The sequence below is a fragment of the Nocardia sp. NPDC049190 genome (assembly GCF_040648115.1).
In the GTDB taxonomy this organism is placed as follows: Bacteria; Actinomycetota; Actinomycetes; order Mycobacteriales; family Mycobacteriaceae; genus Nocardia.
Genome location: NZ_JBEZDE010000009.1, coordinates 56,731 through 72,406, shown reverse-complemented (window position 1 = coordinate 72,406; position 15,676 = coordinate 56,731). Strand labels below are relative to the sequence as shown.

Here is a 15,676-nt window from a genome sequence, read left to right as displayed (position 1 = left end):
CGGACAGCCCGGCGCTACGGCGCCGCGGGTATGACGAACGCCGTGGTCGCGATACCCAACGCATGGTCGGAAATGCAGGTGACCCGCATTGCCCGGCCGACCGGCGTCCGCTGCGACTCGAAGCCGCTGTAGCGTCCGAACACGGGCGCGGATTCCCCCTGGGGCACGAAGAAGCCGAGGCACTCGGCCTCCAATACCGACGCGCCCTCACCGCCGTGACAGAGCGCGGCCGCATCGGTGAGTCCGCGGTCGACGAAACAACCGGTGGGCGCGGCTGCGGCCGGCCCGGAGCCCGCAAAAACCAGACCACCCGCCAGGATCAGCAGGCCGCCGCCTCCGCTCAGTCGCCGCATCATGGTGTGCATCGCAACCCTTCCTCGGCAGACCGGGCCTGCCCGCATCCGGGGCCCGGCCACGCACCATGCGTGAGTCCTCGACCCTCCAGCGACATTCCACCAGAATCGGGCGCACCGGTCGAGTGCGGTGCCACTCGATGAACCGCGCCGTTCAGGACGCCACCGATGCCTGCGCGATCAGGACGAGATACAGCGCGAGGATGAAGAAGACCGCGGGAAGCACCGGATGGTCCGACCGACCCTGTGCGCCGAAACGCCAGAAACCGAAAGCAGGAATCAGCAGTAACGGCAAGGGAATCCAGGCGATCAGCGCTGCCGGCCCGACCTGCGCCCATGGTCGGACGAGCACGACATCGCCGACCACCGCCACCATCGCGCACAGCAGCGCTGCCGCGGCACTCCCATTGGCGCCCAGAATATTCGAGTACATCATCGCGCCGGGGCGGAATGTCCGCGTGGTCTTCCTGGCGAACTCGAAGTGCAGGAATGCCCCGGCGAAGATCACGGCGACGGCTGCCGCGCGCCACCTCGCGCCGACCGCGCCGGTATCGATCGCCGAAACGACAACGTACGCGGTGACCAGCAGCTGTACCGGATAGGTGACGACCAGGTTGATCAGGATGTTCGTGCGGACCGTCAGGAACAGAGGCTCCATCCCCCACAGCGCGAGCCCGTACCCCAGCGCGGCGGCGATCATTACCGCCGAACCGACCGAGAGCGCGAGACTCGCGGCGACGGAAACGATGGCGATGAAGCCCATGGCGACGCGCAGGTCGGTAGCTCGCACCGCACCGGTGACCAGCGGTCGATCGGGGTTGTGCACACGGTCGTATTCGAGATCCTTCTGCTCGTCGACCATCCGCAGAAACAGCAGGACGATCGCGACGACCACGATGCGCACGACGGTGGCGGCGGTCGGATGCCAGCCCAGGTCGGTCACCAGCGCTGCGGTGCCTTCCAGCGCGAGCACCCACAGGATGCCGTAGAGCAGGTAGTGCGGTTTGTACATCAGCACCGTGAAGCGCGCGATCCGCGCCGCGGCGGCCGGCACGCTCATGCGCCGCCCCACCGGTCCCACATGGTCACCTCGGCGGCGGGGGCACGGCGGCCGGACGCGGACGCCCCCGGCCGCAGTGCTGCCACCGGGACCATTGCCATCTGCGTCACCTCATCGAACGGGATGCCGAGCAGCTGTGCGATCTCACGCTCGTAGGCAAGATGCGCGGTGGTGAGGCAGGAGCCGAGGCCACGCTCGTGCAGCGCAAGCATGAAGTTCCACACCGCCGGATAGATCGAACCATAGAAACTCGCGAGTCGCGGTGGCGCGGCAGGCTCGGGTAGGCGGCCGATCGAACAGACCAGGACCAGCGCGGGCACCTGGTGCACATGCTCGGCCAGGTAGCGGCCGGAGGACAGGTCGGCGAGCTGGTCGGGCCGGATGACGCGGCCGGTGAGGTTGGCGGCGAATGCTTTTCGATAGTATTCCGCGATCCGCTGCTTCGTCTCGGGGTCTTGCACGATGAGGAATCGCCACGGCTGGCGATTGCTACCGCTCGGCGCCTGGACCGCGATCCGCACGCAGTCCAGCAGATCCTCGCGCGCCACCGGACGGGTCAGGTCGAGCCTGCGGCGGAAAGCGCGGGTGGTGGTGAGCAGTTCGATACCCATCAGACGCCATCCATGCCGAGCTTCGCGCCTGCCCGCGGCGGGTCCGCGACCAACTCGTTCTCGGCGAATTCGAGGTCCACCTGGGCCGCCACCTCGCCGCACTGCCGGATCTCGCAATGCACGACGGTCCGGTCGGCCTGACTGCCGGTGATCTCCGCGACGCATTCGGCAGGACGATCCAGTTCGACGAACCGCTCGAACGAGCTGGCGACACACTCCAGCCGGGGCAACGGCCGCACCACCATCGCCAGCGCGGTCTGTCTGCACGCCTCGATCAGCAGGCTGCCCGGCACGTGATCGAGCTGATGATCGAACAACACGGGGTGGCCGAGATCGGGCGTGAGCAGCGCATGAGCGGTACCGCCCGCCAGCCGCGGCGAGCCGATCACCACATTGCGCCAGTTCTCCCTGCCCACCGCGGCGCACGGAGCGCGCTCGGTGCGCGCGGTGGCGCCGACGACCCGGCCGAGGCCGAGGCTCTCCCGGAAAGCGGAGCGCAGCGCCGACCACCGCTGCGGCGTCGTCCAGGAGAACGAGCCATCGACCGTCATCATCGACTCGGCAGCGCCATCGATTTCCAGCACCATGTCCAAACCGATCAACGTCTCGCCACTGTGGTGGCGGCGCGGTACCCGCACTTTCATCACCAGATTCGCGGGCGCCGTGTCGATCTGCCAGGCAGCCGTGTCCCCGCCGGTGCCATTGAAGGTGCGCACGATGAAAGCCACCTCCGGCGGCACGCCATAGAACTCGTGGGTGAGCGCGAGGGCGGCCTGCCGTGCCGCCTCCATCACCAGCAGCGGGTCGTAGCGCACACCGAGGTGCCCGGCATGGTCACCGTAGTAGGCATGCATCCTGGGCAGCTGTGCGCCGACTACGAACTCGTCCGCCCCGAGCGAATCCAGCGAGGTGACGAACACCTCCGACACCGCACACCGGTGCGCGAGCTCGCGGGAAATCGTCCGGTGATGGGTCGCTGTCTTCACCATCTCGATGGTCACGGTCGTGCCTCCAACCACTCTTTCGCGGACACCGGCGGCAGTGTCTGCGGCTGCGCGCCGGTTCGCATGGGAAGTACGTAGGACCCGAGCACGATCACCGACCAGGGATCGAGGGCCCGATCGTCGGCCCACGCGGCATACAGCAGGCGCGCACAGTCCGCGTCCGCCGCCGGATCGAACTCGGGCGGGACCGCTGCCCCCGCCCGCTCGAGATCACGCAGGATGTGCTCCAGCGCGTCGGCCCGATCGAAACTACGAGACGGCGTGTACGCGTAGAGGTCGCGGGCGATCGCGACGGCATCGGACGAGCGGTCGGCGCCGGTCGCCGCCAGCGCCAGCAGCGACGCCCTGCTTCGCTCGTCGAGGTAGATGGCGAGCTCCCGCAGCACGTCGGCGGGATCGTCGGGCGAGTGCACCAGGTTCAGCAGATAGCTGTGCCGGCCGAGCAGGTAGCGCAGTTCGCCCGGCTTGCGACGCCGCGGATCGGTCGCGCCTTTCGCCTCGGCGAGCCGGACCGGAACCGGCAGTTCGCCGTCCTCGGCCCAGACCACCAGCACCAGCACGTCCGCGATGCCCACCAGCAGATCGGCGAGACGCCTGCGCTCGGGCGAGGAGATGTTCCACGCGAAATACCACAGTGCGCGGGCCAGGTGTCGGTCCACCGGACGACGAAAGGCGGCCACGACGCGAAACCCGTTGTCTCTTAACCATTTCAAAGTAGGTTCGACCGCCCTCGCGACGATAGCGTCCGGCTTGAGCAGCAGCAGCGAGTGCTCCCTGGCGAAGGTCTCCGCATCGATGCCGAGGCGGTCGAACTGATCGACGGTCTCCTGCAGGTAGGTATCGGCCAGGTAAGCGTTCACCTTCTCGGGTTGTGGTGTCAGCGCGGCGAGCAGCTCGCGCAGCGGCGCGCTCACCGGCCCGCTCCGCGGACGTCGTTGCTCGCCAGCACTTCCTCGATACCAGGCAGCGGGACACCGAGATAGCCGGACTCCAGGCAGTGGTCCAGCAGCAACCGCAGATAGTCCTGGCCGGTAGCCGGGCTCCGCCTGCCGAGCAGCACCTCGGCCCGCGCGGTGTCGAACACCAGACGGCGCCGGAAGTAGCTGGTGTAGAGCGATCCGATGCGCTGGTAGTACTCGCGTTCGATCGCGTCGAGATCGCGCTCACTGAAAGTCGCCTCGGGCACGAATGTGGCGACCTCGAATGACGGGTACTCGGCCAACACGTCGGAGACTTCGCGTAGCGACAGTGTGTCGCGGCCGAGCGCGTGCAGCGTGCGCCCCTGCGCCGAGTCGAAATCGAGAACTGCCGCCGCGACCACATCGGCGACGTGGTCGACCGGCGCCAGCGACAACGTCGCGTCGTAGCGGCCGGGCAGCGAGCGCAACTTGCCCTCGACCATCAGCTTCAGGACGGTGTAGAGGTTCTTGTATTCCCGAATCATGCCGGAGTCACTCGCCCCGGTCACGATGCCCGGCCGCACGACCGCCGAGCGCAGCCCGCGTTCACTCGCGGCCCGCACCAGCTGCTCGGCGCGAAACTTGCTGCACTCGTACCCGTTTCCGAACGACTGGCCGAGGTCGAGTTCGTCCTCGGTGACGGCGCCGCCCCGCATGCCGCACACATACGCGGTGCTGACGTACACCAGCGGCACGTCCCACTGCCGGGCGAGAGCGATCGCGTTCGCCGCTCCGCGTACATTGAGCTCGTCATACTCGACCAGAGACGCGTCGAAAGCCGTTGTCGCAGCGCAGTGCACGACGATTCCCACCCGCTCGGCGAGATCGTCCCGGTCGCGGTCGGACAGACCGAATCCGGGTGTACGGATGTCACCCGCGACCGACGTGCCCGCGCCGATCTCCGTGCCGTCGTTGCGGAGAATGGCTGCCGTGTTGTGCAGCACGGCGGCGACCGGCCTGCTCGCGGCGGCGAGCCGGGCGACCACCTCGGCGCCGACCAGCCCGGTGGCGCCGGTGATCAGCACCGTGTCCGCGCCGCTCACGTCAGCGCCTCACCGAGGCTCGGCTCCGTCGCGCACGCCTGTGCGCTGGGCCCGCCGTGCGCTCGCCGACGCTCCCCCGCCGCTTCCGCCACGCTGCGCTCGACCAAGGCGACCACCTCGCCCACCCGTCGAACGCCGACCAGGTCGGTCGGCCGATAACGCGGCAGATCGAAGGCCCGTTCGAGTACCACGGTGAGCTCCATCAACCGCAGCGAATCGAAGCCGAGATCCTCCACGAGCCGCTGGTCGTCGTCCGTGGGAGTCGCCTGATCGGGCGCCATCGCGCGGACCAGTCCCCGTACCCGTTCGGCCTGCGCTGCATCGGCGGCGGTCATGTCGACTCCTTCGTCCGCAGGTGGGGTTGCTGTCCGCCCGAGGCCAGCAAGTCGCGCGCCTCGTCGAGGGGTAGTTCGGTGTCCAGATACCCCGCGATGCGCAGCCAGTCATACCCGATCGCCAGCGTGCGCCGCCATTGCTCGCGCGAATCGAACGACGCCGGAAAGCCATCGGCACCTGCCACCGGGTCGGTTCCGGCGGCGACCCGGCGCACCAGCGTGACGAAATCATCGAGCACCGAAACCCCCGCCGCGATGTCGCCGCCCTCGGCGATGATCGCCGAGAAACGCACGCGTTGCGCCGATTCGACCTGTGCCAGCAGGTCCGTTCGATGTGCGGCCTGCCGGGGCAAACTCCGGCGCAGTGTCGCGACGGGCGCGACATCGGCGGGCAACGGATGCAGACCGAAGGCCGACAACAACACCCGCACGCACATGGCGATCAACCGATGCGCCGCGATATCGGCGACCGAGCCCTGGGCGTCCTTCACCGCGCCCGCCAAGTCCTCACGTGCGTTCTCCAGCACAATGTTCGACCACACCAGGTTCAGCGCGCATTCGGTGAAGTGTCGCGCGGGCAGTGGCGCGAAGGTCGCGACCGCGTCCGTGCGGGCCGCTCCCATCAGGCCGAGCGCGGGAACGATTGTCGACGGCACCGGGGTATAGGGCCGTACGGGTGCGCACATCGCGAGCGCCGGGGTGATGAGTTCACCATCGCACCAGCGCAATCCCACCAATCCGAGGCGCAGGAATTCGGCGAGTTCGGCGGTGATGTCATGGTGCGCACGCCCCAGCACGTCGGCGACCGAGTGGCCGAACACCACCGATCGCCACGCTCGCGCACCGCTGTCGGAGAGCACGAAGACGTCGCGATCGCCGCGCAGCACGTGGAGGCGCGGACCGATCGGCCACGTGGTCACCCCGGGTACCCTGGCGAACCGGATTCGTTGCGGATCGTCGACCGGTGCATCGAGGCCCAGGTCCGCGGCCAGCTCCCGCAGTTGTTCCCATACGGATTCTTCGGGAGCCGCCTGGGCTTTCGCGACGCCGAGCACATCGGTCGGGGTGTCGCCCAAGGCACGCGATTCGTCGTCACCCGGCCACGCCGCCGGGTCGTTCAGGTCGCGGTAGCGGTTGATCAGGTCGTCGCCGCCGAGCCGATCGAGCTGCCCGGGGAGCCACTTGGTCTCCAAGTAGGTTTCGCCGCGACGGGCCGCCCACCCTTTCATCGCCTGGAGCAGTCCGTCGCGTGCCCAGCCCACCGCCTCGTCGGGAACCTTCAGCGCGCGCAGCGCCACGGCGTAGCGCAGCGCGTGGCGGGCGCGGCCGAACCACCAGTCGGCGAGGATGTCGGCGAGGACGGAGTGCGGCAGCGCCGCCCGCAGTCCGGTAACGTCCGGAGCATCCGGCGTAGCGCGCACCACGGTGGCGCGCAGGAACCGCTGGCAGCGATTGAGCACGTCCTCGGCCAGGTCATCGGTGGTCACCGCGGCGGCCACCTGCTCGAGTTGACGACGCAGCTGCGCTACCGAACGGGTACGGATCTCCACCCGGCGGCCGTCGACGAACAGCACCGTCGGCAAGGTCGGCAACTCCTCGGCCCCGGGGGCGAGAACCAGAAAATCCACGTCGGAACCCGCGTTGCCGAAGCCTTCGGCGAGCGAGCCCTCGAACAGGACGGCCGAGTTCGCCGGAACCGCGACGCTGTCCATGGCGCGGTCCAGCAGCTGCGTCACCCGAGCGATGGGCAGCGTGGGTCGCGGTGCGCGGTCCGCGGCGGCCGTCTCCGGACTCGCCGCGACGAGTCCGGTCCCGGTGCGAGCGATCACCTCGCCCGCGCCTTCGGCGGGCGAGGTCACGGTCGCGCCGTCGGTCTCGTGCACGACCGCTCCCACCAGTCCGCCGTCGCGGAACTGCTGCCAGATGTGTCGGCGGCGCGGTTTGCCACTGGAGGTCCGCCGGATGGTGCCGCGCGGCCCGGTGACGATGGTGACCGTCTGCGCGGGACCGAGTTCGCCGCGCATGACCCTGCGCGCCGCCATGATCCACTCCCCGGGCGGCGACTCCACGAACAGTGCGACGCCTTGCGCACCGGGATCGGTGATCGCGACCGCCGCGAGCTTGCCCTTGACGATCCCGGTTTCTCCGGATACCCGCGATTCGAGATCCTCCATGAACACCGAGCGCCCGCGCACCTTGAGGCTCGACCCCAGCCGGCCGAGGACGAAAACCTCGCCGTGGTGCAAAAATCCGGCGTCACCGCTGTACAGTGTGCCGTCCGCGATCCGGGTGGACGCGGTGGCCGAATCGTCCGAGTAGCCCAGCGCCACGCAATCGCCGACCACCACCATTTCGCCCAGCACTCCGTCGGGCAGTTCTCGCCCTTCCTCGTCGACGACCCGCACCGTCGATTCGGGCGTCGAATAGCCGAGTCCGGTGATCCAGCCCGTGCCGTCGACGCGCTGGGTGTCGTCGAGCCGTTCCTCGGCGAGGATGAGCACCGGCGCACCGAACCGCAAGCTCGCGTTGTCGAGACGCAGCGCGGTGATCGGCCGGTCGCGTGCCGACGAGGTGACCATCAGCGTGGCCTCCGCGAGACCGTAGGCCAGTGTGTATGCCTTTGTCGAAAAGCCTTGGCATCCGGTGAGTTCCGCGAAGGATTGCAGATCGGCCACCTCGACCGGTTCGGAGCCGACCGCGAGCGTGCGCCAGCCGGACAGGTCGAGATCGGCGATCTCCGCCTGGCGCACCCGATGGGCGACATAGCCGAGGGCGAACGACGGCGAGGGCGAATGCTGGGCATGCGCCATCGCGCGCAACCACCGCGCCGGATCACGGACGAACTGATCGGGGCGCATCAGATACAACTCGCCCTGGTTGGTCACTGTGGTCAGGAATGCACCGACCAGGCCCATGTCGTGATACAGCGGTAACCAGGAGACCATCGCCTCACCATCGCGCCAATCGATCAGCGCCGAGATCATGGCGATGTTGTTGGCCAGGTTGCGCCAACTGACCCGCACACCGCGCGGTGCGCTGGTGGAGCCCGAGGTGAACTGCAGCAGTGCGCATTCCCCCGGATCGCCGAACGCACGGGCCGCGAGCGGGGCGGACAGCGGAGCGGCATCGACCACGAGTGGTTCGTCGGTGCGGCCCGCCGCCTCGGCCGCCTGCCGCACCCACTGCTCGAACTCCGGGGAGGTCACCACCAGCCGGGGCCCCGCCTGGTGCAGAATCGCCGCGATGTGCGCGACGATCTGCCCCAGATCGCCGAACATCGGCGGGGCAACGGGTGTGCAGACCCCGCCGCAGGCCCACACGGCATAGAACGCGGCGACACAGGAGAACCCGGTCGGCATGATCACGCAGACGCCGTCGCCGCTGCCCACACCGTGCGCACGCATCAGTGCCGCGATGGACCAAGCCTGCTCGGCGAGTTCGGCATAACTGCGGTAGGTCCACCCGTCGACCTCGTCAGCCAGGTGGATACCGGTCGACTCCGCCGGATCGACCAGCCAATGTCGCACTGCCGCAACGTCTTTGTCAGTCAGCATCGCGGTGATCTCCTCCGGACAGCACAGTAACCGCTCCGTTGGTGCCGTCTACCCGAATTCTCGCGCCGGTCCGTATCTTTTTGGTGACGTCCTTGACCTGGACCACGGTCGGCACACCCAGCTCCCGCGCCACGATGGCGACGTGGGTGAGCGGACTGCCGCGCTCGATCACCAGTGCTGCGGCCGACGGCAGCGCGGCCACCCAGCCGGGGTCGGTGCGGTAGGCGACCAGGATGCCGCCCGCGACATCGCGCGGTTCGTCGACCACGACAGCATCTCCCTCGACTACGCCCGCGCTCGAGGGCGTCCCCGCGAGGATCGTTCCCGCTTCGGCCGCCGGTATGTCGGTGACCGGGCCCCACCCCTGCCTCGCCAATTCCGCACGACCGAAGGCCGAGCCGACCGTCACGAAGCGGGCCGGCGCGACCAGGCCGGAGTCTCTGACCCGCTGTACCTTCCGCGCTGCGACCAGCTCGCGCAGGCCGTCGGTATCCGCCCCCTCGTAACTGCCGCGCAGTTCCTGCACCGTCAGGTAGAACACGTCGGAGAACTCCTCGATCACGCCGCGCTCGGCCAAATCCCTTCCCATCGCCCGGATCATGCGCTTGACCATGCCGAACGCTCTGGTGCGGCAGAACCGCAGCCGCTCCCGGTGCGCTGAGCACCGGGACACTTTTCCGCGCAACCGTTCGTACATCCGGCGCCGGAGTCCGCCGAGATGCGCGTCGAGATACGCCTCGGCCTCGTCGCGGCGGCCGAGCGGCGCGTCCGGCACAGCGCTGCGCAGCATGATGAACAGGCTCGCCGGGTCCTCTCGCAGGTCGGGAGCCTCGAGTTTGAGCTCGTCGAGACTGCGGTAGCCGTAGCGATCGATGTATTCGTCGACACGAACCCGGAATTCGGGATGGTCGGCCAGTCCGGGGTAGATCTGGTCCGGCGAGGTCGTGTTCACCAGCGCGGTCAGTTCCGGATCCGCGCGCACCAGTCCGGCGAGGGACTTCATCGCCCGCGCCGGTTCGGCCGATTCCACGTCGGCCCCGGGGCCCACCACCGCGTAGAAGAACCACTCGGGTGCCGCCGGCAGGAACAGCTTGGTCAGCAGATACAGCAACCCCGTGCAGGTCAGCAGGATCGCATCCAGCACCATGAGCGGGCCCCAGCGCTCCACCAGATCGCGGTCCACCCTGCGGTAAGCGATATAGGCCTGCTCGCCGGAGAGCGCGGTGTAGTCGACCGAGTCGTATTCGGCGTACACGTGATAGAAGTCGACCATGAACCGCTCGACCAGCCGGTCGATACCCAGCAGCCTGCGCACATAGGTCACCGAGGTGATCACACGCGAACACGCCCGACCAAATGGTGTGCGAAACGTGAATGGACGCAATGTCTTTGCGACCTCATCGGCGAGCGGCTCGTCCACGCCGAGCGCCGCCTCCAACACCTTGCGGTTGAGCCGATAGCCGGGCGCGATACCCACCATGCGATACCAATGCAGCAGGTTGTAGTAGACGCGGCCGTGAAAACAGCCCAGCAGAACCGGAGTCCAGCTTCCGGTCTGGCGCCGCTGCTCGCGCGGCACTCGTAGCGACTCCGCGTAGCCCTGGTACACCCGGCCGTAGATGTCGGCGGCGGTCGTGTAGGTGAGCGGGGAGGTGATGCCGTTGAAACTCTCGATGATGTTGGAGTTGTCCCAGATTCGCAGTTCGCCGTCCGGAACGTCCTCGCCCGCCCCGCGGAGGAACACACCGTCCGGCACACCGATCTCGGTCGTGATCGGCCGCGATTGCAGCACCCAGAGGCCGTCGTCGTCGATCGCCCACTCGATGTCCTGCGGCGCGCCCAAGGACGCCGCTACCGTGCGCCCCAGAGCGACCACGTCGGCGATCTCGGCATCGGACAGTGTCAGCCTGCCGCGCCGCGACTCGTCGACCTCGATCATCCCGAGGCCCTGTTCGTCCGCCGGCGCGTACAACCGGTCCTTGTCCCCCACCACCGTCTCCAGGACCCTGCCGGACGATTTCTCCACAACCACCGTGTCAGCGTCGACCGCGCCGGACACCAGGCCCTCGCCGAGCCCGTATACGGCGCTGATCACGAGTTCGTCGGCGGCGCCGCTGATCGGGTTCGCGGTGAACGCCACGCCGCTGGCCCGCGCCACGATCAACCGTTGCAGCACAACCGCGGTCGCGAGCGCGTTCGGCTTCCCGCCGGCGAAGGCATATCGGACCGACCGCTCGGAGAAGGCCGAAGCCCAGCAGTCACGCACCCGATCGAGCACCATGTCCAGACCGTTGACGTTCAGGAAGGTGTCGAACTGGCCCGCGTAGGACCGTTCCGCGCCGTCCTCGGCCACGACCGAGGAGCGCACCGCGATCGCGCCCGCGCCGAGCCGGTCGTACGCCTCGGCGATCAGCGCACCGACCTCGGGGGGAATGGGCGTCGTGCCGATCGCGGCCCGCATCGCCTCGGCCGCAGTCAGCGCCGCGTCGAGATCCGTGGCGTCCGTGATATCGATCACGTTCACCGACGCGGTCGGCGCGAGGAACCGGGTACAGACATCCGTGCCGAGCACAGTCCAGTCCGGAACTCGCAACCCGCCCTGATGCAGGCGATGCAACCCACGGGCCTTACCCCCGCCGAGCGCGGATATCGTGGCGATATCGCTCCACGGTCCGAGAATCTGCACGACATACTCCCATCCACCCCGATCCCCGTTGCGGAGCACGGCATCTCGGAACGACCGAGCCGAGTACAACCGGGTGGTTGCTTGTATATCCGAGAATTCGTCGCCGCGTTAGCCCCACCATACCCAGGTCGTCGATCGTGACCTCTCCGCTCCTTGCGCGAGACCGCTAGGCTACGAGCAGCATTGGCGGTTCGGTAAGGATGTGATTCGGCCATGGAATGGACCTTCACTCCAGACGAGTTCGCCCACATCTGGCGCGAGACCGATCTGGATCGCCACCCCTATCCCCTCCGCATCCTGGAGACGCCGCGGACCGAGACCGAGGCCGAGAAGCTACGGATCGCCCTCGCCGAGCGGATGCCGCTCGGCTCCGACCCCGATCTGTCCGCCTGCCTGCGTATTCTGGCGATGCCGCACACCCGGATCGTGGCGATCGGTGGCGCGCACCAGCCCGGCACCGAACTGCGGCTGCTGGCCGCGACGATCTACGACCGTGCCGTGCTCGCGGTACAGGAGCCCGGACCGGTGCCGGATTTCGGTGGCCGCGTGCGAATCTCGATCGGGCACAGCGCCAAACTGGGAGCGCGGATCGCGGCGCTGCTGCCGAAGATCCCCCCGGGCAAGCACCCCGCCCGGGCTGCTTCGGCCGACGCCGTGCGCGACGAGGACGCGGCGCCGGCACGGCAGCCTGCCGCGCCACGGATCCGCAAGCTCTTACTCGAGCCACATACCGCCGAGGGACACATTCGGATCGAGTCCCGGCTCGACCGGCCCACCCCACCGACACCGACCCACTACACCTGGATCGATGTCCGCGACGACGGGCGTTACCTGATCAAAGCGGGAGTCGAGGTGCATATCGCCCCCGCTTCGCCCGAGCAGATCGCCGCACAACTGCAAAGGCGAATTCCCGCGTAGGCCATCGTCAGCCGACCGGTGGTTACTACGGACCCGCTACCCGGCTTCCGGTTAGTCTGAGGCGTACCGAACGATCTCAGGGGGTGCGCGATGACGATCGAAACCAGCCGGGCCGATATCGCCCGATTCAAGCAAGCGGCGCGGGCGGGAACCGTACAGTTCGATCCGGCGGCAGCGCGGCAGTGCGCCGAACAGTATGACCGGCAGGCCGATCGGTTGATCCACCTGCGGCAGCGCCTCGAGTCCGCCGCGGAGCTGGGCGGATTCGGCGGATTCGACTCCGCGCAGCAACTGCGGGACGGTTTCGGCCACAAGGCCCGCGACGCGGCTGCGCTACTCGATCACTACATCGAGGCCGCCTACCGGATGAGGGAGGCCTTCCTGATCAGCGGCGGACTGCTCGAAGAGGCCGACGCCGCGAACGCCGCCGCTCTGCGCGCCGTCGACTCGAGGTCGCCCAGATGACCGGCTACGACCCGGACTACATCACTTCGATGGAGCACTTCGAGTCGATGCGGCACGAAGAGATCTATGCCAAGGCACAACAGATCGACGCCACGCAGGTGTTGCGCGCCTCGGCGACGTGGCTGGAGGTGGCCGGTGCGCTCGCGACCTCGTTTCCGCTCACCCAGGGCAGCGTGGATCGCGTGCTGAACTCGATGCAGTGGCAGGGCGCCACCGCCGACGCCGCGTATGCCAGCGCGCGTAGCTTCGCCGCCTCGGTGGACGAGTTGGCCGCGGTGATGGGCGAGGTCGGCGCCCGGCTCGGCGGCGTCGCTACGGCTGCCGAGGCGGTGAAGCTCGCGGCGGTGCCGCCCGGCAACTCCGGACCGGTCGGCACCGTGGCGAAACTTCTGGAAGCCGCCCACGTCATCGATGCGCAGATGGCTCAGGAGGCGCTGCGGCAGGAGGCCGTGCTCGCGATGAACATGGTCTACAAGCCCGCCTACTCCGCGGCGGGTACAGCGGTACCCGCGCTGCCCGACCCGCCCGCGCCGCCGGACGTGCGATCGGGCCGGGCCACGCCCGAGGCTTCGGCGCCGAACACGCCGAAGTACAGGACGCCCGAACAGGCAGGCCCGGACAGCCAATCGGCGCCGGACACCCCGCGACCCGACCCCGCACCGAAATCGCCGGCACCATCGCATGATTCGGCACCGGGAGTCCAGCCGCTGCCCGCCCCTCAGCCGAGCCCATCGATGCCACCGTCTCAGCAATCGTCGCCGTCCGAGCGAGCCCCTTCCACCCAGCCCGCACCCACGCCTCAGCCCGCACCCGAACCGACCCCGCAGACACAGCAGGCGCCGTCCCCTCCGCCAGCATCGACGCAGCCGCCGCCGAGCCCTCCTCCGGCACCTGCGATACCGGAACCCGCGCGACCGGTACAGCCGCCGATCCCCAGCCCGGCCGAACCCCCGGTCCCGCTGCCCGATCCCGGCGGCCAGCCCGGCGTCACCGGCCCGGTGCAAGGCAACCAGAACCAGGTACCCACCACGAACCAACCCGGCGTCGTCCCGTCCTGACGGGTGCCCTCACCGCGCCGTGAGACCGATCAATTGCCGCGCTCTCGTTTGCCCGCGGCATGAATCCCCAGCGGGATGTCGGGCGACTTCTTCCATCGCTTCGGACGCCGACCAAGGAAGTCCTGCTCGACCGAATCGGCGCCGACCGGGTCTGCGATACCGGTCGCACCCATCAGCATGACTTCGGCGAGACGGCGGTTGGCCCGATTGACCAGGCGCTTACGTAGCGGAATGTTCTTGCGCGAGGATTTGTCGTTCTCGCCGTAGTTGTTGCGGCGATCCTTGGCATAGCTCAGCCGCTTCTTCTCCTGGGAAGTCTTGCGAAGCATCCGCAGAGCGTACAGCCGTCCCCGCCCCATGGGCGAGCCTTTTACCTGCACTGGATCCGGATCCGCGACATACCCCGATGCGGCAACAGTCCCGCCGCGACGCAGCTACCCCGAAGGTGACCGCGCGGACTACACCTTGACCAGGTCGTCGGCGTGAATGACCGGACGCCGCATAGTGTCCGGCAGTTCAGCGGTCGAGCGGCCGAGCATGCCGGCGAGTTCGGTGCTGTCGTATTCGACGACGCCGCGGGCAACGACGCGAGTGTCGGGCGCCACCAGGTCGACCACGTCGCCGCCGGCGAATCGACCGCGGACGCCGGTGATACCTGCGGCCAGCAGCGAACGGCGCCGATGGGCCACCGCCTGTACCGCGCCGTCGTCGATGAGCAGCGCGCCGCGGCTGTCGGCCGCGTGCCGGACCCAGAACTTGCGGGCGGACAGGCGAACCGGACGGGCGGCGAAGGCAGTGCCCACCGCACCGGTGGTCAGGGCGGTGGCCGCCGAGGACGCGGCGGCCAAGAGAACAGGCACTCCCGCATCAGCGGCAAGGCGGGCAGCCGACAGCTTGGACGCCATGCCACCGGTACCGAGCGCACCACCGCTGCCCGCGATGACACCGTCCAGATCGGCGCTGCCGCGGACCTCGGGAACGAGGGTTGCCGCGCCTTTGCGTGGATCGCCGTCGTAGAGGCCGTCGACGTCGGACAGCAACACGAGTGCGTCCGCGCCGACCAAGTGGGCGACCAGCGCGGCGAGCCGGTCATTGTCGCCGAATCGGATCTCTTCCGTGGCGACGGTGTCGTTTTCGTTCACCACCGCGACGGCGCCGAGGGAGCGAAGGCGATCCAGCGTGCGCTGCGCGTTGCGGTAGTGCTCACGGCGGCCGAAATCGTTGGCGCTCAGTAGTACCTGGCCGACCGTACGGCCGTAACGCGCGAACGATGTTCCCCAGGCGTGCGCCAGTGCCAGCTGCCCAACGCTCGCGGCGGCCTGTTTGGTGGCCAGGTCACGGGGACGGCTACTCAGCCCGAGCGGTGCGATTCCCGCACCGATGGCGCCCGAGGACACCACGACCACGTCGGATCCCGCGCGCATCCGCGCCTCGACCGCGTCCGCGAGCCGATCCAGCCGCGTGGTGTCCAGCCCGCCCTCCAGACTGGTCAGTGCGGACGAACCGATCTTCACCACCACCCGGCGCGCCGATCCGATCGCCAGCCGGGCCGCACTCGTACCCGACGCCGAATCTGCCTCGGCGGTATCGGAACTCACCTGCATCGCAGCTGCACCCCTTGCACCACAAT

Annotated in this window: 14 protein-coding genes; 3 read left to right on the top strand and 11 right to left on the bottom strand. The window is 68.6% G+C overall.

Annotated features, from left to right (window positions below):
- Nucleotides 1-14: 14 nt before the first annotated feature.
- The 9 genes from AB0B25_RS10575 to AB0B25_RS10535 form a co-directional block, all read right to left on the bottom strand.
- Nucleotides 15-365, bottom strand: coding sequence for a hypothetical protein (locus tag AB0B25_RS10575; RefSeq protein WP_357176975.1), 351 nt, complete (start codon nt 363-365; stop codon nt 15-17).
- Between the two features lie 142 nt (nt 366-507).
- Entirely contained in the window at nt 508-1,413 is a 906-nt protein-coding gene (locus AB0B25_RS10570) for a hypothetical protein (protein ID WP_357176974.1), read from the bottom strand.
- On the bottom strand, nt 1,410-2,024 hold the full coding sequence (locus AB0B25_RS10565; RefSeq protein ID WP_357176973.1) for a nitroreductase family protein: 615 nt from the start codon (nt 2,022-2,024) through the stop codon (nt 1,410-1,412). Before AB0B25_RS10565 ends, AB0B25_RS10570 begins: the two co-directional genes overlap by 4 nt.
- Nucleotides 2,024-3,025 (bottom strand): ScbA/BarX family gamma-butyrolactone biosynthesis protein, encoded by a 1,002-nt coding sequence (locus AB0B25_RS10560; protein WP_357176972.1) that lies wholly within the window; start codon nt 3,023-3,025, stop codon nt 2,024-2,026. Before AB0B25_RS10560 ends, AB0B25_RS10565 begins: the two co-directional genes overlap by 1 nt.
- Nucleotides 3,022-3,942, bottom strand: a complete 921-nt coding sequence (locus AB0B25_RS10555) for a nucleoside-diphosphate kinase (RefSeq protein ID WP_357176971.1) — start codon at nt 3,940-3,942, stop codon at nt 3,022-3,024. Before AB0B25_RS10555 ends, AB0B25_RS10560 begins: the two co-directional genes overlap by 4 nt.
- The gene (locus AB0B25_RS10550) at nt 3,939-5,030 is read right to left on the bottom strand and encodes an SDR family oxidoreductase (protein WP_357176970.1); all 1,092 of its coding nucleotides are present in this window, start codon (nt 5,028-5,030) and stop codon (nt 3,939-3,941) included. The genes AB0B25_RS10555 and AB0B25_RS10550 overlap by 4 nt, the downstream gene beginning before the upstream one ends.
- A complete protein-coding gene (locus AB0B25_RS10545) occupies nt 5,027-5,365 on the bottom strand; it encodes a phosphopantetheine-binding protein (protein ID WP_357176969.1) in 339 nt (112 codons plus the stop codon). The genes AB0B25_RS10550 and AB0B25_RS10545 overlap by 4 nt, the downstream gene beginning before the upstream one ends.
- On the bottom strand, nt 5,362-8,919 hold the full coding sequence (locus AB0B25_RS10540; protein WP_357176968.1) for an AMP-binding protein: 3,558 nt from the start codon (nt 8,917-8,919) through the stop codon (nt 5,362-5,364). The genes AB0B25_RS10545 and AB0B25_RS10540 overlap by 4 nt, the downstream gene beginning before the upstream one ends.
- Nucleotides 8,909-11,605 (bottom strand): phosphoenolpyruvate synthase, encoded by a 2,697-nt coding sequence (locus AB0B25_RS10535; RefSeq protein WP_357176967.1) that lies wholly within the window; start codon nt 11,603-11,605, stop codon nt 8,909-8,911. The genes AB0B25_RS10540 and AB0B25_RS10535 overlap by 11 nt, the downstream gene beginning before the upstream one ends.
- A 213-nt stretch (nt 11,606-11,818) precedes the next feature.
- On the opposite strand from AB0B25_RS10535, the gene AB0B25_RS10530 reads away from it, so the two are divergent.
- The 3 genes from AB0B25_RS10530 (at nt 11,819) to AB0B25_RS10520 (ending at nt 14,046) form a co-directional block, all read left to right on the top strand.
- Nucleotides 11,819-12,523 (top strand): ESX secretion-associated protein EspG, encoded by a 705-nt coding sequence (locus AB0B25_RS10530; RefSeq protein WP_357176966.1) that lies wholly within the window; start codon nt 11,819-11,821, stop codon nt 12,521-12,523.
- Nucleotides 12,524-12,613: 90 nt separating this feature from the next.
- Nucleotides 12,614-12,988 (top strand): hypothetical protein, encoded by a 375-nt coding sequence (locus tag AB0B25_RS10525; protein WP_357176965.1) that lies wholly within the window; start codon nt 12,614-12,616, stop codon nt 12,986-12,988.
- Nucleotides 12,985-14,046, top strand: a complete 1,062-nt coding sequence (locus AB0B25_RS10520; RefSeq protein ID WP_357176964.1) for a hypothetical protein — start codon at nt 12,985-12,987, stop codon at nt 14,044-14,046. The genes AB0B25_RS10525 and AB0B25_RS10520 overlap by 4 nt, the downstream gene beginning before the upstream one ends.
- Nucleotides 14,047-14,075: 29 nt before the next feature.
- On the opposite strand, the gene AB0B25_RS10515 is transcribed toward AB0B25_RS10520, so the two are convergent.
- A complete protein-coding gene (locus AB0B25_RS10515) occupies nt 14,076-14,375 on the bottom strand; it encodes a hypothetical protein (RefSeq protein ID WP_357176963.1) in 300 nt (99 codons plus the stop codon).
- Nucleotides 14,376-14,504: 129 nt separating this feature from the next.
- The gene (gene proB / locus AB0B25_RS10510) at nt 14,505-15,650 is read right to left on the bottom strand and encodes a glutamate 5-kinase (protein ID WP_357176962.1); all 1,146 of its coding nucleotides are present in this window, start codon (nt 15,648-15,650) and stop codon (nt 14,505-14,507) included.
- Nucleotides 15,651-15,676 lie beyond the last annotated feature (26 nt).